Annotated in this window: 11 protein-coding genes; 3 read left to right on the top strand and 8 right to left on the bottom strand. The window is 59.8% G+C overall.

Features of this window, described 5'->3' with window-relative positions:
• Positions 1-45: 45 nt before the first annotated feature.
• Positions 46-765 (top strand): endonuclease, encoded by a 720-nt coding sequence (locus BB497_15775; protein ID AVI64378.1) that lies wholly within the window; start codon positions 46-48, stop codon positions 763-765.
• Positions 766-773: 8 nt separating this feature from the next.
• On the opposite strand, the gene BB497_15770 is transcribed toward BB497_15775, so the two are convergent.
• From BB497_15770 to BB497_15750, 5 genes are read right to left on the bottom strand one after another with little or no spacing between them, the layout of a single operon-like run.
• Entirely contained in the window at positions 774-2,978 is a 2,205-nt protein-coding gene (locus BB497_15770) for an exodeoxyribonuclease V subunit alpha (protein AVI64065.1), read from the bottom strand.
• Entirely contained in the window at positions 2,975-6,661 is a 3,687-nt protein-coding gene (locus BB497_15765) for an exodeoxyribonuclease V subunit beta (GenBank protein ID AVI64064.1), read from the bottom strand. The genes BB497_15770 and BB497_15765 overlap by 4 nt, the downstream gene beginning before the upstream one ends.
• The gene (locus tag BB497_15760; GenBank protein AVI64063.1) at positions 6,658-7,185 is read right to left on the bottom strand and encodes a hypothetical protein; all 528 of its coding nucleotides are present in this window, start codon (positions 7,183-7,185) and stop codon (positions 6,658-6,660) included. The genes BB497_15765 and BB497_15760 overlap by 4 nt, the downstream gene beginning before the upstream one ends.
• Complete coding sequence (locus BB497_15755) at positions 7,182-7,490, bottom strand: hypothetical protein (protein AVI64062.1); 309 nt, start codon at positions 7,488-7,490, stop codon at positions 7,182-7,184. The genes BB497_15760 and BB497_15755 overlap by 4 nt, the downstream gene beginning before the upstream one ends.
• A gap of 46 nt (positions 7,491-7,536) precedes the next feature.
• Complete coding sequence (locus BB497_15750; GenBank protein AVI64061.1) at positions 7,537-11,106, bottom strand: exodeoxyribonuclease V subunit gamma; 3,570 nt, start codon at positions 11,104-11,106, stop codon at positions 7,537-7,539.
• A gap of 134 nt (positions 11,107-11,240) precedes the next feature.
• On the opposite strand from BB497_15750, the gene BB497_15745 reads away from it, so the two are divergent.
• Positions 11,241-12,920 (top strand): dihydroxy-acid dehydratase, encoded by a 1,680-nt coding sequence (locus tag BB497_15745; GenBank protein AVI64060.1) that lies wholly within the window; start codon positions 11,241-11,243, stop codon positions 12,918-12,920.
• Positions 12,921-13,040: 120 nt separating this feature from the next.
• Positions 13,041-14,237, top strand: coding sequence for a chromate transporter (locus BB497_15740; GenBank protein ID AVI64059.1), 1,197 nt, complete (start codon positions 13,041-13,043; stop codon positions 14,235-14,237).
• A gap of 19 nt (positions 14,238-14,256) precedes the next feature.
• Here BB497_15740 and BB497_15735 read toward each other — a convergent pair whose 3' ends face one another.
• Genes BB497_15735 through BB497_15725 form a run of 3 tightly spaced genes read right to left on the bottom strand, consistent with a single transcriptional unit; the run spans position 14,257 to position 19,298 of the window.
• Entirely contained in the window at positions 14,257-17,352 is a 3,096-nt protein-coding gene (locus BB497_15735; protein AVI64058.1) for a tetrathionate reductase subunit A, read from the bottom strand.
• Complete coding sequence (locus tag BB497_15730; protein AVI64057.1) at positions 17,345-18,538, bottom strand: tetrathionate reductase; 1,194 nt, start codon at positions 18,536-18,538, stop codon at positions 17,345-17,347. The genes BB497_15735 and BB497_15730 overlap by 8 nt, the downstream gene beginning before the upstream one ends.
• Entirely contained in the window at positions 18,522-19,298 is a 777-nt protein-coding gene (locus BB497_15725) for a tetrathionate reductase subunit B (protein ID AVI64056.1), read from the bottom strand. The genes BB497_15730 and BB497_15725 overlap by 17 nt, the downstream gene beginning before the upstream one ends.
• Positions 19,299-19,552: the final 254 nt, after the last annotated feature.

Below are 19,552 nucleotides of genomic sequence, written 5' to 3'. Positions count from 1 at the left end.
AACTATCTCTCTATGAAAATCGTAACTTGGAATTGTAATGGAGCACTGAGACGAAAGCTTGCAGAAGCAGATAGTTTGCGAGCTGATGTCTTGGTGGTTCAGGAATGTGAAGATCCTGCATTATCGACCCCTGAATATAGGGAATGGGCTGGTTCTTACTTGTGGTTGGGTGAGTCAAAAAATCGTGGCATCGGCATTTTTTCGCGAAACGGTCATCAAGTTGAAAAGTTAAATTGGAGCGGCAGCTTTTCCATCTCTGGGCTGTTCAGCAAAAGTGCAACACTGAGATGGAGCACGGAAGATCTCAGGCTTTTTCTCCCTTTCACCATTAATAAAGATTTCATCGTGCTTGCCGTTTGGACAAAGGGGCGCAACGAAGAAGCATTTGGCTACATGGGCCAATTCTGGAAGTACCTTCAGATTCACCGTAACGAACTCAGCGGGCCCAAGACCATCATTCTCGGTGATTTTAATAGCAATGCACGCTGGGATAAGCCAGATCGATGGTGGAATCACTCAAATGTAGTTGCTGAACTCGGCGAGATGGGTTTCAAGAGCCAGTATCATAGCCTGTTCGGAGAAGAACAAGGCAAGGAGACCAGCCCAACGTTTTTTTTACAGCGGAATCGCCGCAAGGCCTATCACATTGATTATGTTTTTACTTCTTCTGACTTAACTGAAACATGTTCTTTGCGTATCGGCCAGCATGATGATTGGATCTCAACAAGTGATCATGTTCCGTTAACCTTGGATATTAACAGCTAACATTGATATTAACCCCCAACCCCACTAACCCTAACCACTTCCCTCACCACCGACTCATTCAACACCCCGCGTTTGGCTTCCACCACCGTGAGCCATTCGCGGGCGCGGGTGATGCCGGTGTACACCAGCTCGCGGGTCAGAATGGGGTTTAGCGTGGGCGGTAGCAGTAGGGCGGTGTGCAAGAACTCCGAGCCTTGGGATTTGTGCACTGTCATCGCAAACACGGTTTCCACCGCGTGCAGACGGGAAGGCAGCACCCAGCGGATGGGCTTTTCGGTGTCGCTGCTGGGGAACGCGACTCTTAATAGCGTTTGCTGTGGATTGCGTGGGTCGGGCACGGCCAGGGTGATGCCGATATCGCCGTTCATTAGTTTCAGGCCGTAGTCGTTTTGGGTGACCAGTACCGGGCGGCCTTCATACCAGCCTTTCTCCAAGGTGTAGTCGCTGACTAACAGCAGTTTTTCGCGGCGCAATGTGCTGGCGATGCGCTGGTTTAAGCCTTCAACCCCCCAGGGGCCTTTGCGCAGCGCGCACAGCAGTTGGAAGTGGCTGTAGGCGCTGAGTACCTCACTCGCCCAGGTGTTATAAACGGCTTGGTTCTCCTCGAACGACTCCCCTCGTGGGCGCTGTGCGTGCAGCACGTTGAGGTAGTGGCGGTAGCCGGTGGGCGGGGCGATGGGCTGGCCTTGGTGGTCGGTGCGGCCTTCGCCGTTGCTTGCAAAACCGCTGGGGCTGCCGTGAATCACCAGCTTATCTAGCGCGGCGTCGTCGTTCATTACCAAGTGGTGCACATCCGGGTAGCCGTGGCGCAGCACGGCGCTTACCACCTGCTGTTTTTCCCGTTCGCTTTGCGCATGGCTTGGCTGGTTAATGGCTTTCGCCAGTTGGCCGATGCCGCTGTGTTCATTAAAGCGGTGGCTAACCCGCAGCATGGTAATGGCTTGGTCGAGCGGTTGGCCTTCGGGGTCGATGAAATCTGCGGGCATCGGCTGGCCGGTAGCTTGTGCCAGCCATTCGGCGGTGGCCGGGGTGTAGTGGGCGGCGTCGGCGCGGCGGCATAGGTCGCCCAGTACCGAGCCTGCCTCTACCGAGGCGAGCTGGTCTTTATCCCCCAGCAGAATGCACTGGGCGTGGGCGGGTAGGGCACTGAGGGTGGCGGCCATCATTTCGATATCCACCATTGAGGCTTCGTCGATCACCAGTACATCCAGCGCTAGCGGGTTGGCGGCGCTGTGGCGGAAGTGGCGGGTGTCGGGGCGTGCGCCGAGTAAACGGTGCAGTGTTGTCACTTCCGTAGGAATCGCGATCTCGCTGGCTGCCGCAGAAGGTGAGTGTTCACTTAACAGCGTTGCCAACTCATCAAGCGGTAACGCATTCACCTGCCCAGCGATAGATTCGTTCAAGCGGGCGGCGGCTTTGCCGGTGGGGGCGGCTAGGCGAATGCGCAGCGCTTGGCTGGGGTGCTGGGCCAGTTGTAGGGTTTGCAGCAGGGCGAGCAGGCGTACCACGGTGGTGGTTTTGCCGGTGCCGGGGCCGCCGGTAATGATGCCGAAGCGGCTGCGGGCGGCCAGGGCGCAGGCGGTTTTTTGCCAGTCTAGGCCGTTGCCTTGCTTGAACAGGATGTTGAGCGCTTGGGGGAGTAACCCCGAGGCGCTGGCGTCATTCATCTCTTCCAGGCGTGCGGCGATGTGTTGGTGCAGGCTTTGTTCGTACTGCCAGTAGCGGCGCAGGTAGAGCCGTGTGCTGGGGTCGCCGTTGGCTGAGTGAGTGGTCACTACGACTAGCGGCGTGTTGCCTGGACCTTTGCTTGTGAGCAGCGGGTGGTGCAGGGCGGCTTGCCATTCGCTGAGCGTGAGCGTGGCCAGCACATCGCTGGGCAGCGGCGGCGGGTCGGTGAGGTCGTCCCCTTCGGGCGGTAGCGAAAGGGCGAAATCCGGCGCGTTGAGCGTGGCGTTAATATCCAGGCATACGTGGCCGTGGCCTAGCTGGTGGCTGGCCAGCGCGGCGGCCAGTAGCAGCAGCGTGGGGGCGTCTGGGGCTTCGCTGGCTAAAAAGCGCACCAGGGCGCGGTCTAAATCCCGCAGCCAGCCTCGTGCTACCCAGCGTTCGCACAGGGCCAGCAGTTCCGGAGTGCTGCTGAGTGCCGGGTGGGCGCTGGCGGTGGGCGCATCGCCAAACATATCGAAGGTGTGGGTGTCGTGCTGGCGGCTCATGCCGTGGCCTCCTGCTGGGTGGCGTGGGGCTCGCCTGCAAACAGGCTATCCAGGGCTTCGATGAGTTCAACCGGGGCGGGCTCGCCCACCACGCCGCGCCCAGGGCTGCGGCTGCCGCGCAGGAATACCGTCATCGAGCCGCCCAAATGCTGGTGCGGGTCGTAATCTGGCAGGCGCGCTTTTAACAGCCGGTGCATAGCGAGTAAGTAGAGCGCGGCCTGCAGGTCGTAGCGTTTGGCCAGCAGCGCGTGGCGCAGGGCTTCGGGGTCGTAGGCGCTGTCGTTGGGGCCCAAGTAGTTCGATTTCCAGTCCAGCACGTAAAAGCGCCCCTGGTGCTCGAAGGCCAAGTCAATGAAGCCTTTCAGCATGCCGTTCAGGGTGTCGGCATCCAGCGCGGGGCGCTCTACCCCTGGCAGTAAGTGCTTGCTCACCAGCGCATCGATGGCTTGTGTGTTCACCCGCTTGGCGGCAAACCAGAACTCTAGCTCTACCTGATAGCTTTCTAACTCATTCAGCGCCACGCTTTGCGGGGTGGGCGCGGCCAGCGGTAGCGGCGTGGTGAGCAGGGCGCTTAGCCAACCCGCCAGCGGTTCTTGCCATGCCTGCCAGCCGCGTAGCTGCACCCGCCGCCACAGCATATCGTTGAGTGCTTCCATATCGTTGGCGGCACTATCGAAGCCTTGCTTGCCCGCCCACTCCAGCAGCCCGTGCAGAAAGGTGCCGGGGCCGGGGCCGCGTGGAAACTTATGTAAGTGAAACGCTTCTAGCTGGGATCGTTCTTGAGATAGTTCTTGGGGTTCATCCAGCACTTCAAACGCGGTGGCTTCCTGGGCGGTGGTGGGTTCCAGCGGTGGCAGCACCGGAGCGGTAAGCGTGCCGGAAAGCCGCAGCGCGGAGTAGCTGGCAATCCACCAGTGCTCTTTAGCGGGGCGCGTGGGCGTGCGGGCGTGGCCCAGCGCACTGCTTTGCTCCACTTGGGCCACGCGCTCTGCGGTGGGCGCGGGGGGTTGGTGAATCTGTATCTCGCTGCCTTCCACCAGTTCATCAAGCGCGTTATTGAGCGCCTCCGGTGACAGGGCGCTGCCGCCTTTTAGCAGGTAGCCCAGTGCGCTGTTTTCCAGGGCTTTCAGCGGGGCCAGCCCTAGCCAGGTGGCGTGGCGGGCGCGGGTGAGCGCCACGTAGAGTTTGCGCAGGTCTTCCCCCAGCCGTTCGCGGTCGGCGGTGGCGAGTATCGCGTCATCCGCTTCTAGGCTGAGCTGTAGGTTGCCCTCGCCGTCGTGCCAGCGCAGCGGTACGTCCTCAGCTTTGACCGGGCGGTGGTTGGCAATGAAGGGCAGAAACACCAGCGGATACTCCAGCCCTTTGGATTTGTGGATGGTGACCACTTTGACCAAATCCGCGTCGCTCTCCAGGCGCAGCTTGTGGCTGTCGCCGTGGCTTTCCGGGTCGGCAATGGCGTCAAACAGAAAGCGAATCAGCGCGTGTTCGCCGTCCAGTTCGGCGCTCGCCTGCTGCAGCAGTTCGCCCAGGTGTAGCAGGTCGGTGAGCAAGCGCTCACCCTCTTCAAACTCCGCCAGCAGGCGGGCGGGAATATCAAAATCCACCATGATGCGGCGCACCAGCGGCAGCATGCCTTGGCGCTGCCACAGGCGGTGGTAGCGGCTGAACTGTTCTACTCGCTCTTCCCAGGCCAGCTCGTTTTGCTGCAGGTGGTCTAGGTCCGCCAAGCTCAGCCCCAGCACCGGCGTGGCCAGTGCTGCGCGCAGGTGTGCTTCGGCCTGGCGGGAGCTGGCCAGCGGCTCGGCGCAGGCGCGCAGCCAGCGCTCTACCTGGGCGGCCATAGGCGAGCTAAACACCTTATCGTGGTCAGAGAGATACACGCTCTTCACCCCACGGCTGGCCAGCGCTAGGCGAATGGCGCGGGCTTCCTGTAGGCCGTTCACCAGTACCGCCATATCCGATGGCTTGAGCGGGGTGAGCGTCTCATCGGTTTGAAAGCCGCTCTCGCCTTGTTGGCCCGCGCTGAGCAGTTCCGCCATGTACGAGGCGCAGCGTTCGGCCATCTCGGTTTGGTAGGCGGTTTTGGAGAGCGGCTCGTCGGCTTCCAGCGGCCAAAGCGTCATGGCGGGCAGCGGCTGGCCCTGGTGTACAAGCTGCTCACTGCGGCCTTTGGCCTCTACCGGCAGAAACGGCAGCGGGTTGTCGCCGCCTTCTTCGCGGAACAGAAACGCCCCGGCCGGGTGCTCATCGGCGTAGCGGAAGCAGTGGTTCACTGCGTTTACCATGGCGCGGCTGGAGCGGTAGTTGGTGCCCAGGGTGACGTGGCGGCCTGCGGTGTCTTCGCGGGCTTTTAAGTAGGTGAAGATATCCGCGCCGCGAAAGGCGTAAATGGCCTGCTTGGGGTCGCCTATCAGAAGCATGGCGGCGTCTCGGCGGGGCTTGGCGACCTCATACACCGCGTTGAAAATGCGGTACTGGATGGGGTCGGTGTCCTGGAATTCGTCGATCAGCGCTACGGGGAACTGGCGCAGAATTTGCGCGGCCAGCGCCTCTTTATTGGGGCCTTGCAGGGCGCGGTCTAAATGGGTGAGCAGATCGTTGGGGCCCATTTCGGCGCGGCGCTCTTGCTCCCGCTCCAGGCGCACTTTGCACCACTGCACGGCGTGAATCAGCAGGTCGTTGCGCGGCTCGGGCAGGGCATTCAGTGCGGCGGGCAGCTCGGCCAGCGCTTGCCAGGCGGCGGGGCAAGGGGGCGCGCCCTCTTTCCATATTTCCGCCATGCCCTCTGGGGTGAGGCGTTTCCAGGCGGCGGGGGTGAGCGCAGGGCGGGTGGCGTCGCTGTCGCACCACACCCGCAGGGCGCCTAGCCAGTTGGCACGGCTTTTGGCGTTGAAGCTTTGGCCTTTGAAGGCTTTGCGTTTGGCGGCGTCTTCCAGCGCGGGCACTAGGTCGTCCAGCCAGGCGGGCCAGGGGGCTTTCAGGGTACTGAGCAGGGCGCTGCGCTCGGCGGCGGCGGTGCTTAAGGTGTGCGTGGGCTCGGGGCGTGGGGCGCCCAGTGCATCGCTTTCGTGGAGCAGTTTGCGTACGTCTTGGTGCAGCTGGTCGGGCGATTTCCAGTAGCTGGTGATGCTGCCCAGCGCCTCGGCGTCTAGCGGGTAGTAGAAGGTGCGCCAGTAGTCGCGCACTACCTCTTGCTCTAGCTCTTGCTGGTCGTTTTCTAAATTGAGCGAGAACAGGCTGCCGCTATCGAAGGCGTGCTCGCGCAGCATGCGGTAGCACCAACTGTGGATGGTGGAAACCGCGGCTTCGTCCATCCACTCGGCGGCTAACTCTAAGCGGCGGGCGCAGGCGGGCCAGGTGGCCTCGGGGTATTGGCTGCGTAGCGCTAACAGAAGAGAGTCTTCACCCTGATGACGAAACACCGCCGCCGCTTCTACCAGCCGGTGGCGGATACGTTCACGCAATTCTTGCGTGGCGGCGTTGGTGAACGTGACCACCAGAATTTCCGGCGGGGTGAGCGGGCGTACGAAGGCGGTGTCGTCCTTGCTGTGCTGCCCGCCCAGCACCAGGCGCACGTAGAGCAGCGCGATGGTGAAAGTTTTCCCCGTGCCCGCGCTGGCTTCAATCAAACGGCTGCCGTGGAGTGGGAGCTTAAGAGGGTTGAGTGGGGTTGGCTGACTCATATGAAAATACTGTCAAACTCAGTAGAGAAATCCTGACTTGCGGGCAAAATCTGTAGTTGCTCTGCGCTCCAGTTCACAAGACGTTGTGACGTTAGAAGGAGCATGTCGGCGAGTTCGTTCAGTAGATTAAAGTGTTCTGCTATTTGGGCGTAGTGCGTTGCGTAGTCATGCGCCGCTATATTGCGAATAGCTCGGCAGCGCTGCCAATCGCTAATGTCATCAATCACCCTTTGCTTTTCAAATAGAGCCAGCACTTTGAGAAAGCTGTCAGTGGGTTCGCCAGCCAGTAAAGCGCTGTGTCGCATGGCTGACGCTAAAGAGTCTTGCAGCTTGGCAAACCGCTCATTGATAGCGGCAAGTGTTTCGAATAGTGCTACATCTTTTTTGTGATCCGCTAGCCACTCGCCATCCATTGGCCAGGTAACTTTGTTGCGTGACTGCTGTAGAAACCAGGCGCAGCGCTGAATGGCTTCAAGTAGTTGCGCAAGGTGGCGTTGTTGATCGCCGAGAATATCCTGACTCATGCGGCTTTCTCACTATTAATGGAGCGTGCCTGCGCTAAGGCAATTGCTTGGAAGGGGGTGGGTTTTGTACTCGATACATAGGTCAGGATATCGACAGGTAGCTGGAGACGCTTTTCCAACGCCATTTTGAGTTCGGCACAAGCAAGCAGCGGTATGGCCGCTGGGGATATCAGCAGTAAATCAACATCGCCGCCTCGCCTTGTATCATCTAATCGAGAGCCAAACACGTATGTGTCTGTTGAGGCCCCGGCGAACTCGCGAACGCCTGACAGAATGGTATCGCGCTGTGCTTGGGTGAGACGCATGGCGGCTGCTCCTTGCTTACATGTGCTGTGTTTAAAGGTTAGCACTTTACTGGGTTTTGCTGATATTGGGCTTTTTCACTGCTTTGAACAGCGGCGCGTACAGCGCTTCAGCCAGCGTGGCAAAGGTGTGCCCGTTGGCCTGCTCAAAAAACAGCCGCTCGAAGCGGGGCCATTGGTGGCCTAGATAGGCGCTTTGCGCTACTTCCCCGGTCACTTTGTAGCCGCCTTCGTAAGCGGCTTCGGCGGCAGCAAAGGCGTCGCTGTCTCGGTCGGTCTCTTGGGCTATTTCCGGCGTGCCTTGTTTGGTTAACCAGGCAAACGCGGCGTGGGGTGAAAGCGGCAGTGGGGTTGCTAACCCGGCTTTCCAGGCGGCGAGCTGGGTTTCCAAGTGCTGGCGAGCGGTTTCGGCATCCACAGGCTCTAGCGTGACGTGCCCCGCTTTGGAGAGCAGCTGTGTGGTCATCGGGCCGCTCAAGTTGCCTGCCAAGTGCGCTACCCAGGGGCGCAGCAGCAGGTGCCACTGGTATTTGCTGTTCTTGATCAAGCTGCTGCTGAGCAGCAGCAGGCGGCAGCGTTGGCCTGCTTCATCCTGGCGCAGTTCGTTTAGCCAGTCTTCCAACACGCTGCCCTCGTGGCTTTCCAGGTAAATCGCTTCGGGTTCGTTAAGGGCGATGGGCCACGCGGCTAGCGCTTCTTCGTAGTCGTTGAAAAGGGCTTCCATGGGTTCGGCGAGGGTATCGCGCATGCGTTCGCCAAACGCGCCCATGGCCAGCACGCCCTGGCCTTGAAAGCGCTCCAATGCTTCGTGCAATGCTTCAATACGCGGCTGGCCGTTATCCACCGCGTGGCGTTGGGCGGCAATCAGCTGGTCTTGTAGCTGCCAGTTTTGCAGGCCATCCAGGGCGAAGGGTTCGGCGTCTAGCTCGGCAATCGCCTCCTGCTCGAAATAGACGCCGAGGCGGGTATTGAAGAAGCTGCGCACCGGCTCGCGCAGAAAGCCGCCCAGTTGCCCAAGGGACAGCGTGGTGGGGGCGTTTTCTGGCGGCGGCAGCGTACGGCTCGCGGCGGTGGGCGTACGCGGGGCGTGTACTTCCCGCCATTCGTGGGCATAGGTGAACAGTCGGCTTGTTGAGGGAGTGAAGTAGGCGCGGCTGAACGGCTGCAGCGGATGCTCGGTGGTGAGTGTTTCCAGCAGCGGGGCGCCGTCTTCCGTTTGCCAGCCGGCTTCTAAGTGGTCGCGCAGTTGGCCCACCAGTACGGAAGGTGGCAGCGGCGTATTGTCGATCTGGCTGCGGCCGACCCAACTCACGTAGAGCTGGTCGCGGGCGGAGAGCAGCGCTTCCAAAAACAGGTAGCGGTCGTCTTCCCGGCGGGAGCGGTCGCCGGGGCGGTAGTCGCTGCCCATCAGGTCGAAATCCAGCGGCGGCTGGGAGCGGGGGTACTCGCCGTCGTTCATGCCCAGCAGGCACACCCGCTTGAAGGGGATGGCGCGCATGGGCATCAGCGTGGCGAAGTTGACCGCACCGGCCAAGAAGCGTTGGGAAAGGTTGTGCTCATCAATCTGCGCCAGCCAGTGCTCCCGCACCATAGAGAGCGGCAGCGGGTCGTTGAGTTCGGCTTCCCGGCTGCTTTCCAGCATCTGCTGCAAGCCGCTTTCCAGCTTGGAGAGCATGACGCTCTCTTGGGCGTCGTCGGTCAGGAAGAAAGTCTCCAGCAGTTCCCGTAGCCGCGCGACCCAGGTGGCGGCATCGGTGGGTTGGCAGAAGGTCTCCCAGGTGGCTTCGAGCTTCTCTAGCAGCGTGGCCAGGGGCCCCGCTAAGCCCGCTTCCAACCCGCCAATATCATCAAACGGTTCGATGCCTTGCCACGCGTGGCCGTCGCCCACAGTGTAGCCCAACAGCAGGCGGCGCAGGCCGAAGGCCCAGGTGTTTTGGCTTAGCCCGCCGGGCAGTTCCAGCTTTTGGCGCTGCTTGGCGTTGAGCCCCCAGCGGATGCCCGCGCCTTCCATCCAGCGCTCTAGTACCGGCAGGTCGCGTTCTTCTAGGCCGAAGCGCTGGCGCAGGGCGGGTACTTCTAGCAGGTCGAGCAAATCGCTCACCGACAGGCGCAGCTCCGGCAGCCGCAGCAGCTTTTCCAGCGCAATCATTAGCGGCAGGCGGTGGCGACTGGCTTGGTCCGAGAGCGTGTAGGGAATGTGCCGTGGGTCGTCCGTGGGCAGCTGGCCAAATACCGCTTCGATGTGCGGCGCGTAGCGGTCGATATCCGGCACCATAACGATGATGTCTCGCGGGCGCAGGTGTGGATCGGCGCTAAAGGCGGCTAGCAGCTGGTCGTGGAGAATCTCCACTTCCCGCTGGGGGCCGTGGGCGATATGAAACACGATGGAGTCATCGGAAGCGGGCAGTGCAGGCCAGTGGCCTTGCGTTTCCGCCACGGGGCGCAGCTCGCGGATGTCGTCTTGCAGCTGGCTGAGCAGGCAGTGGCGATCTTCACCGCTGAACGGCTCAAACATATCGATGCGCAGTGCCTGCTGCTCGAATAGGGTTTGGTAGTTGCCAGAGTCGTCGTGCTCATCGAGCAGGCGCAGGTAGTCGCGGCCCTGCTTGCCCCAGGCGGCCAGCAGCGGTTGGGCGTGCAGGTGCAGGGCATCGTCGGCGTCGCCGGTGCCCAGTACATCCAGCGCTTCGGGCATGCCGGTTTTGCGCCGCTGGCGGTAGCGCTGGGCGCGCAGCAGGTCTTTGTGTTCGATAATATCCGCCCAGTAGAACTGGCAGGGGTTGTGCACGCACAGCACGATTTGGCAGCAGCGTGAGAGCGCCGCCAGCGCTTCCAGGGTTTGCTGGGGCAGCGATGAAATCCCGAAGATAATCAGCCGCCGGGGCAGCCCCGGCGGGCAGTCTTGGCCTTCCAAGTGCTCGGTGGCCTTCAAAAAGCGCTGGTGCACCTGGGCGCGGCTGCTGTTCAGCCCGGCATCGCCTTGGGTGGCAGCCACGTCGTCACGCAGGATGCGCCATAGCGCGGGCTGCCAGCGCTGGTGCTCTTCCAGCGGGCGGTGCTCGCCTTTTGCGGTAATCAGTACATCGTGGCCGTTGGCCCAGGCATCCAGCCAGTCGGCGCGGTACACCTGATACTGGTCAAACAGATCCGCCAGCCGTTCGGCCAATTGGTAGTGCTTGCGCTGGTCGCGGTCGATTTCTAGAAACTGCGCCAGCGGCTCGAACACCGGCTGCCCGGCCAGGGTAGGCAGCAGGCGCAGTAGCCGCCACACCAAGCGCGATTTATCGAACGGCGAGGTTTCCGGCACGGCATCGGCGTTTTGGGAAACGTGCGTGAGCACCGTGCGGTAGGCCTGCCATAGAAACCGCGCGGGCAGCATTACGTCGAGTGCCGCCGCAATACCCGCGCCGCCGTTTTTGGGGTCTTCCGCCAGCGCCAGCTTCAGCCACTGCCCAATACCGTTGCTCTGCACCAGAATGGTTTCGTTCTCCAGCGGCCCCAACGGCTGGCGGCGCATCCACTCCACCGCCAAACCGCGTAAATCTTCCAAGCGGTTAGCATGTACCACCATAAAGCCAGGAGGGAGCGGAGTAGGGGAGAACAAGGCATTGGCAGGCATACGGCGGCGTTCCTTCACGGCAATCAGCGTCACGGGTGGTGGTGACGCTATGGTGCCATAAGTTAAGCAGCTTGCGGGATGTCAGATATATCGCCAAGCTGTGCCCTTTGCCATGCCATTGAGAGGAGTCCGTTATGACCGAGCCGACCAACCATAATACCCGCCGCCACTCTGCCCAAGTGGTGGATGGCCCCGGTAAAGCGGCTAGCCGCGCCATGCTGCGCGCCGTGGGCTTCAACGACGACGATTTTCAAAAGCCTCAGGTGGGTATCGCTTCCACTTGGAGCATGGTGACGCCGTGTAATAGCCATATTGGTGAGCTGGCAGAGTTCGCCTGCGCTGGTGCCGACGCGGCGGGTGGCAAAGGGGTGATTTTTAATACCATCACTATTTCTGATGGCATTGCCAACGGCACCGAAGGCATGAAGTACTCGCTGGTCTCGCGGGAAGTGATTGCCGATTCGATTGAAACCGTGGCGGGCTGTGAAGGGTTTGATGGGCTGGTAGCTATAGGTGGTTGCGATAAAAATATGCCGGGCTGCGTGATGGGCTTGGCGCGACTGAATCGCCCCAGCGTGTTTGTTTATGGCGGCACCATCATGCCCGGCAAAGGGCACACTGATATTGTTTCGGTGTTTGAGGCGATGGGCGCCCATTCTCGTGGTGATATTGATCTAATTGAGCTTAAAAACATCGAAGAAACCGCCATCCCTGGCCCGGGTTCCTGTGGCGGTATGTATACCGCCAACACCATGGCGTCTGCCATTGAAGCATTGGGCATGAGCCTGCCGGGTAGTTCAGCGCAGAACGCCATTTCTCAGGAAAAGCGCGACGACTGTAAAGCCGCCGGTGAGGCCGTGCTGGCGCTGCTGGCTCAAAATATCAAACCCTCCGATATCATGACCCGCGAAGCGTTCGAGAACGCGATTACGGTGGTCATCGCCCTTGGGGGGTCGACCAATGCGGTGCTGCACCTGATTGGCATGGCTCGCACTATCGACGTTGAGCTGACCCTGTCAGACTTTACCGAGATTGGTAAGCGCGTGCCGGTGCTGGCCGACCTGCGCCCCAGTGGCCACTATATGATGAGCGAGCTGGTGGCGATTGGCGGTATTCAGCCGCTGATGAAAATCCTGCTGGATGCCGGGCTACTTAACGGCGACTGCCTAACGGTCACGGGTAAAACGCTGGCAGAGAACTTAGCCGATGTGGAGCCTTATCCCATTGATCAGCAGATCATCGCGCCGCTGGGTAACCCGCTTAAAGGCGAAAGCCATCTGCGTATTTTGTTTGGTAACTTAGCGCCGGAAGGCGCGGTGGCGAAAATCACCGGCAAAGAGGGCACGCGCTTTAGCGGCTCGGCGCGGGTGTTTGGCTCGGAAGAGGAAGCCCAGGCACGCATCAACGACGGCACCGTGGTGGCGGGCGATGTGGTGGTGATTCGCTACGAAGGCCCGAAAGGCGGCCCTGGCATGCGCGAAATGCTCACGCCTACCTCGGCGATTATGGGCCGTGGACTGGGCAACGATGTGGCGCTGATTACCGACGGCCGCTTCTCTGGCGGTAGCCACGGGTTTGTGGTGGGGCATGTGTCGCCGGAAGCCTTCGACGGTGGCCCGCTGGCGCTGGTAGAAGATGGCGATGCCATCACCATCGACGCCGAAGAGGACACCATTGATGTACATATCAGTGACGAGGAGATGATGCGCCGCCGCGCGGCTTGGCAGCAGCCAGCACCTCGTTATACGCGCGGTGTACTGGCGAAATACGCCAAGTTGGTCAGTTCTGCGAGTACGGGTGCGGTCACCGACTAAGCGTAAAGCGGCGTCACCATGCTGCCCCTTATAGATGACCATAGGGAATGTCATCAAGCAGTCAAGCGCAAGGCTTAACATTGAGCCTTGCGCTTTTTAATTGGCTAAACGGTGGGAACAATGGCAGAACAGGCGCCGCCAAAAGGGCGGATAAGTGAAGTGTTTTGGGCGTTTCTGGCCCTGGGGCTTACCTCGTTTGGTGGGCCGGTCGCACACCTTGGCTACTTTCGCACGGAGTTTGTGGCGCGGCGCAAATGGCTTACTGAGCAGGCCTACGCGGATTTAGTCGCGCTATGCCAGTTTTTGCCGGGGCCGGCTAGCAGTCAGGTAGGCTTTGCGTTGGGGTTAATGCGGGCAGGCCCTTGGGGCGCGGCCATGGCATGGCTGGCATTCACGCTGCCTTCGGCGTCGGTGTTGGCGCTGTTTGCCATGGGTGCGGCAGTGCTGGATGGGCCAATTGCCAGTGGCATTATTCACGGCTTGAAGGTTGTGGCGGTGGCCATTGTGGCCCATGCGGTGTGGGGGATGGCGCGTAACCTCTGCCCGGATAAAACCCGAGCAGGTATTGCGCTTGCGGCGGTGTTTGCCGTGGTGGTCATGGTAAGTGGGCCGTTGGGTCAGGTGAGTGCGATTGTGCTGGGTGGTTTGGCGGGGCTAATGCTCTGCCGCGAAAGCGCTCAGGGCGAGCTGGCGGACTCGCTGCATGTTGCGGTGTCCCGGAAGGTGGGCATGATCTCTTTGGGGCTGTTTGTTTCACTGCTGGTGCTATTGCCGCTACTGGCCGGTGGGGCGATGTGGTTGGCCGTGGTGGATGCGTTCTACCGTTCGGGTGCGCTGGTCTTTGGTGGTGGTCATGTGGTGTTGCCGCTGCTGGAAGCTGAAGTAGTGCAGTCGGGCTGGATAACGGCGGATGAGTTCTTGACTGGCTATGGGGCTGCACAGGCCGTGCCGGGGCCGCTGTTCACCTTTGCGGCCTACCTAGGGGCACTACTACCTGGGTTGCCCAGCATGATCGGCACACTGTTGGCGCTGCTGGCGATTTTCGTGCCAGGCTTTTTGCTGTTGGTAGGCGTGCTGCCGTTTTGGAACCGCTTCCGCCAGTGGGGCAGCGCTCAGGCGTTGATGCGCGGGGCCAATGCGGCGGTAGTGGGCATTTTAGGGGCAGCGTTGTACAACCCCGTGTGGACCAGCGCCATTGTAGGGCCTTACGAGTTTGCGCTGGCGCTCACTGGGTTCTTACTGTTAACCATCTGGAAACTGCCTGCATGGGCAGTGGTGATTGTGGTTGCTTTAGGTGGGGTAGTGATCACTCTGTAGCGTCACTACCCCAAACGGTTTATACGCGGCTTACTTTAACCGGTAACCCTTGGCGCACGCTGGCACCGCTAATAGGCTCCAGCCAAGTGCCATCTACCGACCGCGTAGGGTCTTTAAACCCCAAGTCGTTGATGTTGATGCCTGCCCGCATCCACGGCATATCTGGCTGGGACTTACCGTCAATAATATGCGGTGTGGCGCCTAAATCTTTATGGCCGTAGCCATGCTCTATGCCCAGGGCGCCGGGCACAACGCTTTCGCTTACCAGGGCTAGCCCCACCACGCTGCCGCCAGGGCTTTCAATGCGAATGGTGTCGCCATGCTGAATACCAAAGCGCTCGGCGTCTTGGCGGTGCATTTGTACTGGGTTATAAGGCTTGATCATCCGCAGCCGCTCGTTGCCGATAGCATAGGAGTTCATCAGGTTAGATTTGAACGAAAACGCCAGCAGCGGCCATTCCTGTTCTGAGAACACCTCACGCATGGCCTGTTTGTTCGCCAGCTGGGGCAGCTTATGGCACGGCACGCCGATGTTGGGCAGGCCGTTAGTGGTGTCAATGCTGGTGCCTACCGCTTCGTTGTAAACGCATAAGGTCTGTTTCCACTGGTGTTTCAAATGCTCGCCAACAAAGTGTTCGCTGGCATCTTCAAAGCGCCCACCTCGTGCGTAAAGGTACGCTACACGTTTGCGCTCGGCGGCTTTCAGCGTGCGTTCAAGCTTGGGTAGCAGTGGCGCAATACCGCTATGAGCAACATCGGCGTCATTTGCTTCCGGCAGCGGCTCGTCCTGAAAGGCGATATTGGCGGCCGCACGCAAGTAATAGTCTTCGGCGCGGTTGAGCGGGTGAAGGTTGCCGTCGGCATCGGGAATGGCGTTGTCCCCAAAGCCGGGTAGCCCTAGCCGTTTGGCCACGGCAATAAAGAAGCTGTCCATGGATACCGGCTCACCGTCGGCGGTCTTTTGTTGGCGCGGTTCCACCACTGGCCAGCAGGCGGTAGTCAGCTTGCCCAGCGTGCCTTTCCAGGAGCCTGCAAAGCCCCATACTTCGTACATCACTGAGTCCGGTACGATGTAATCGGCGTAGCGGTTGGTCTCGTTGATAAAGCCATCAACCGCGACAAACAGCCCCAAGCGCTTGGGATCTTTCAACTTATCAACAACCACGCCTTTTAAGCCCGCTTGGCCATAAACCGGGTTAGCCATGCAGCCAATCACCGCTTTAATGGGATAAGGGTAGCCATCGAGTGCTGAAGGTAAATGCTCGGTGAGTGTAGGTGGTGCTAAGGAGCGCCAGGGCGCCTTGGCAGGGTATGGGTTTTCCCCGGCGGCGACCTTGCGCTGGTACTCCGATGATTTTTCATAAGGAAAGCGTGAGCGTGAAAGGAACACGCCCTGAGGGCCACGCTTGCCGGGGAAGTTGGCTAAATCGTAGCGCGGGCCTTCTCCCGTACCGCTGTAGGTGCCACCCCCCACCGCGCTGCCACCTTTTATGTTGTAGTTGGCAGCCAATAGGTTGAGCATTTGAACGCCAAAGGCAGCGTAGAAGCCGTTGCCTGACATCATACCGCCGTGGCAATTAACGGCTGCCTTACGCCCGTGGCTGGCGTACTTTTTGGCTAAATCGATAATCGTTGCTTTGGGAATACCACAGTGTTCCGCGTAGGTGTCCATGTCGTATTCATGGGCCGATTCACGCAGCAACGTTAGGCTGGTTTTAACGGTGACGGTGCTGCCATCGGCCAGCTCTACCGCGCGCTCGGCAAATAGCTCGGCGGCCATGACATCTTCGCTTAGGGCGAGTTCGCCGTCGGCCACCACGACCGGTATATCCGCATCGCTACTGGCTTCGGAAAGGCCCAAATCGCTGGCGCGCAAAAAGTAGCCACGGCGTGGGTGCTCGAAGGTATCAATGACCAAATGCGTCGCGTTGGAGTGTGTGGTCTCGCCTGCGGCATCGGCGGCGGACTGGCCCGGCAGGGCGAGGAAGTCGCTGGCGTAACCCTCGTTATCCAGTAGCCACTGAATCATCGCCATGGCAAAGGCGCTGTCGGTGCCGGGGCGAATGGGCACCCAGCGGTTATTATCCGCCGCGTGGGAAGTGGCGGCATTTAGCGCGGGGTCGACTACCACGTACTCAAGGGTTCCTGCGGCGCGTGCCTGAGCAAGCAAGCGGCCTTGACGCTTAAACGGGTTGCCTGCTTGGCTGGGCGCGCAGCCGATATACATGATGAACTGTGCGTTCTGAATATCGGGTTTTACATGGGCATTAGTGACAATATTGTTCATCACGGCCCCCGACCCCATGCGGAACGCCAAGCCGCAATAAGCGCCGTGGTGGCCGTAGTTGCGGGTAGCAAAGGCGTTGAGCGTGAAGCGCTTGAGTAAATCGGAGCGCCCGTAGTCGGTGGCTTCCATCACCATCAGCTGGTTCGCCTTGGGGCCGTACTCTGGGTTGGCAGGGTCGATAGGCGTGTCGTGGTCGTGAATGGCGCGCAGCCCATCCACATGGCCTTCACCAAACAGATCGCCCCCCTCACAAATCTCTTCAATCAGCTGTTCAAACGAGATTTTTTGCCACTCCCGATTACCGCGCTTACCCACCCGTTTAAGGCAGTGGTCGATCCTGAAAGGGTTGGTGATCTGGCTCATCATTGAGTTACCACGGGCGCAAGCGGTAGAGCGATTTACTTGGCCCTGTTCGCCGTAAGCGCTGACGCTGCGAAGCGCATCGGCCACTGGGGTGCGCATAGGTAGATGATCGTCGGCAGAGAGAGGGTGGTAAGGGTTACCAGACACTCGCAGCACTTCGCCCTGGGTGTCATCAACTCGCACCCTGACGCCGCACTGGGTGGTGCAGCCGTAGCAAATGGTAAAGGCGGTGCGTTGGTCGGGTGTGAGGGTTAGCTCGCCGGTGTCTAAATCAACGCGGTATTCCGGTGTTAGCGAGTTGCCATGAATATTGTGCTTAGGTTTTTCACCCGCGCTGCCGCTAACGCCCTTGGCCATTTTGGCCAGTGGGTCGGCATAGCCCACCGCAAAGGTGGCGGCACCGCCCGCGGCAGCAGCGCCTTTTAGAAACCGGCGGCGTGAGGGGTCTTGAGCAGACTTAGCCATGGTTAGGCGCTCCTTGTTCGGCGTTAAGCGAGTCACTGGGTGTATTGGTATCGAAAGAGGGCGGCGGTTTAACGCCACCTTGCTGGGCTTGCCGCCATGGAATAAATAGCTCAATCAGTAAGATAGCGGCGAGCCAAAGCCCAAACGTACCCACGATGCCTAAGATGCCGGAAGAGCCAGCGGGAATGCCGTAGTGGTGGAAACCTGCGCTGTTACGGGCCACATGTTGAACATCCATCAGTACTACCCAGCGGAACATCCAGCCCATATGAATCGCCACGAGGCCTAGTAGCCATGCCCAGGCAAAAAGTGCGGGCTGGCGATGGGGTGGGCGCAAGAGTAAAAGCGCAACAACTGCAAAGAGTGCTGCTCCGGTCACACTGCCCCACAGCGCAGTGCTGCGCCAAGAGGGACTGTGGCGCACAGATTCAAGCGCCGCCGCCACAGAACCTACGTGGGCATTCATGCCATCTAATAACCAGCTAAGCGCTATCAAACCAGCGACTGCACAGAAGGCTAACAGTACATAGAGCATTTGCCGGGTAGCGTCGTTTGAACGCAGCCCGCTTGCACGGTTTAGTACCAGCACTAGTCCAGCCGCAGCGATAAATCCGGTGGCGACCAGCATGGGTGGCAGCCATAGGGTGTTCCATAACGGACGCGCTTTAACAACGGCCAGCTCCGCCCCGGTGTAGAGCATAATGCCGCTAGAAAGCAGTAGCGCGGTTAGCCCAACAATGGCCACCAGCACTCTCGGCGTGGCTCCATTGCCTAGGCTCAGCCACTTTGCGATAAGCCCGCCAAGCCCTGACGCACTCCGCTGAGCCTGCAATGCAGGGCGCCAGGCCAGCCAGGCAAGGCCTAATACACTGATCAGGTAAACTGGCAGTACCACGCTGCCAATCGACATCCACGAATGGGTGTTGGCGTAGGCGTAGAAGTGCCAGAAACGCAACGGCTGGTGTAAATCTGCCAGTAAGGCTACCGGTGCTACTAGCGTCGTACTAACGCAGGCGATAAGCGCCAGACGTGCTGTAGGTAACCACGCTTGTTTGCCAAATATTAAGGCCGGGGCAGTTAGCCACACACTTGCGTAGGAGATTGCGATCAGAAAAAAGTACTGTACCGCCCAGGGGTACCAGGCGATGTCATAGCGGGGAGCGAGTAGTTCAATGGTGGAATTCATAGCCCATCTCCTGGCCGTGGGGGTCGAGCACTTCAAGAGCCACCGGTTCCGCTACGGGGCGTGTGGTGAACCGCTCATCCATACCGAGGTAAAACACTTGGGGAAGCGTATTTTTTTCTGGCTGAAGCACCATCAGTGCATCACGGTGCTCCTGAATCATGCGGCTGATTTGGCTGTCCGGATTGCGCATATCACCAATAATCCGCGCCCCTCCAACACAGCTTTCGACACAGGCGGGCAGTAGTCCCGCCTCTAAACGATGCGCACAGAACGTGCACTTGTCGGCGGTTTGGGTTCGCTCGTTAATAAAGCGGGCATCGTAAGGGCAGGCGTTAACACAATAAGCGCAGCCCACGCAGCGGTCACTGTCCACCACGACGATGCCATCTTGCTGTTGATAGGTGGCTTCAACGGGGCAAACGGGCACGCAGGGTGGGTTTTCGCAGTGATTGCACAGCCTCGGCAGCATAAACGTGGCAAGTTCACCACTCTCCTGGTGTTGCACTTCGTACTGGGAGACCGTGGTGCGAAATTGGCCAAGCGGAGCGGCGTTCTCAATATGGCACGACACCGTGCAGGCTTGGCAGCCGATGCACTGGCGAAGATCAATCAGCATGCCGTAGCGTTTAGTGGGGTCACCTTCGCGGCGGGCCGGCTGTTGATTAATGCCGGCTTGGGCAAGGCTTGAAAGCGGTACTAGCGCAGCGCCTGCGCTTAAGCGGGCTAATTGGCCGAGTAGCGAACGGCGTATGGCGTCCATAGCGCCTCCTTAGCGGATAAAGCGTCATTCGCAGGGGGCGAATGGTCGGTATAGGCTAAGGTTACGCCTCAAGCTGAAGGAAAAAATTGATTACCGTCAATGGGTTAGCGTGGATTTCTTAATGCTTTCTTAATCTTAGAGCGCTAACTGATTGTTTTAACGAAATATCGTCTATTAAGCGGTACAAATAAAAACAGGCTGACCCAATGGGCCAGCCTGTATTGAAAAGAGGGGAGATTCTGATGTAGCAGCTG

This window comes from Halomonas sp. GFAJ-1, assembly GCA_002966495.1.
Taxonomy (GTDB): domain Bacteria; phylum Pseudomonadota; class Gammaproteobacteria; order Pseudomonadales; family Halomonadaceae; genus Vreelandella.
This window is presented reverse-complemented; position numbering and strand designations above follow the sequence as displayed.

Bases quoted from the DNA above. Each gene is read 5' to 3' on its own strand.
- BB497_15770 (AVI64065.1), bottom strand. From the start codon at position 2,978: ATGAGCCGCCAGCACGACACCCACACCTTCGATATGTTTGGCGATGCG.
- BB497_15765 (AVI64064.1), bottom strand. From the start codon at position 6,661: ATGAGTCAGCCAACCCCACTCAACCCTCTTAAGCTCCCACTCCACGGC.
- BB497_15760 (AVI64063.1), bottom strand. From the start codon at position 7,185: ATGAGTCAGGATATTCTCGGCGATCAACAACGCCACCTTGCGCAACTA.
- BB497_15755 (AVI64062.1), bottom strand. From the start codon at position 7,490: ATGCGTCTCACCCAAGCACAGCGCGATACCATTCTGTCAGGCGTTCGC.
- BB497_15750 (AVI64061.1), bottom strand. From the start codon at position 11,106: ATGCCTGCCAATGCCTTGTTCTCCCCTACTCCGCTCCCTCCTGGCTTT.
- BB497_15745 (AVI64060.1), top strand. From the start codon at position 11,241: ATGACCGAGCCGACCAACCATAATACCCGCCGCCACTCTGCCCAAGTG.
- BB497_15740 (AVI64059.1), top strand. From the start codon at position 13,041: ATGGCAGAACAGGCGCCGCCAAAAGGGCGGATAAGTGAAGTGTTTTGG.
- BB497_15735 (AVI64058.1), bottom strand. From the start codon at position 17,352: ATGGCTAAGTCTGCTCAAGACCCCTCACGCCGCCGGTTTCTAAAAGGC.
- BB497_15730 (AVI64057.1), bottom strand. From the start codon at position 18,538: ATGAATTCCACCATTGAACTACTCGCTCCCCGCTATGACATCGCCTGG.
- BB497_15725 (AVI64056.1), bottom strand. From the start codon at position 19,298: ATGGACGCCATACGCCGTTCGCTACTCGGCCAATTAGCCCGCTTAAGC.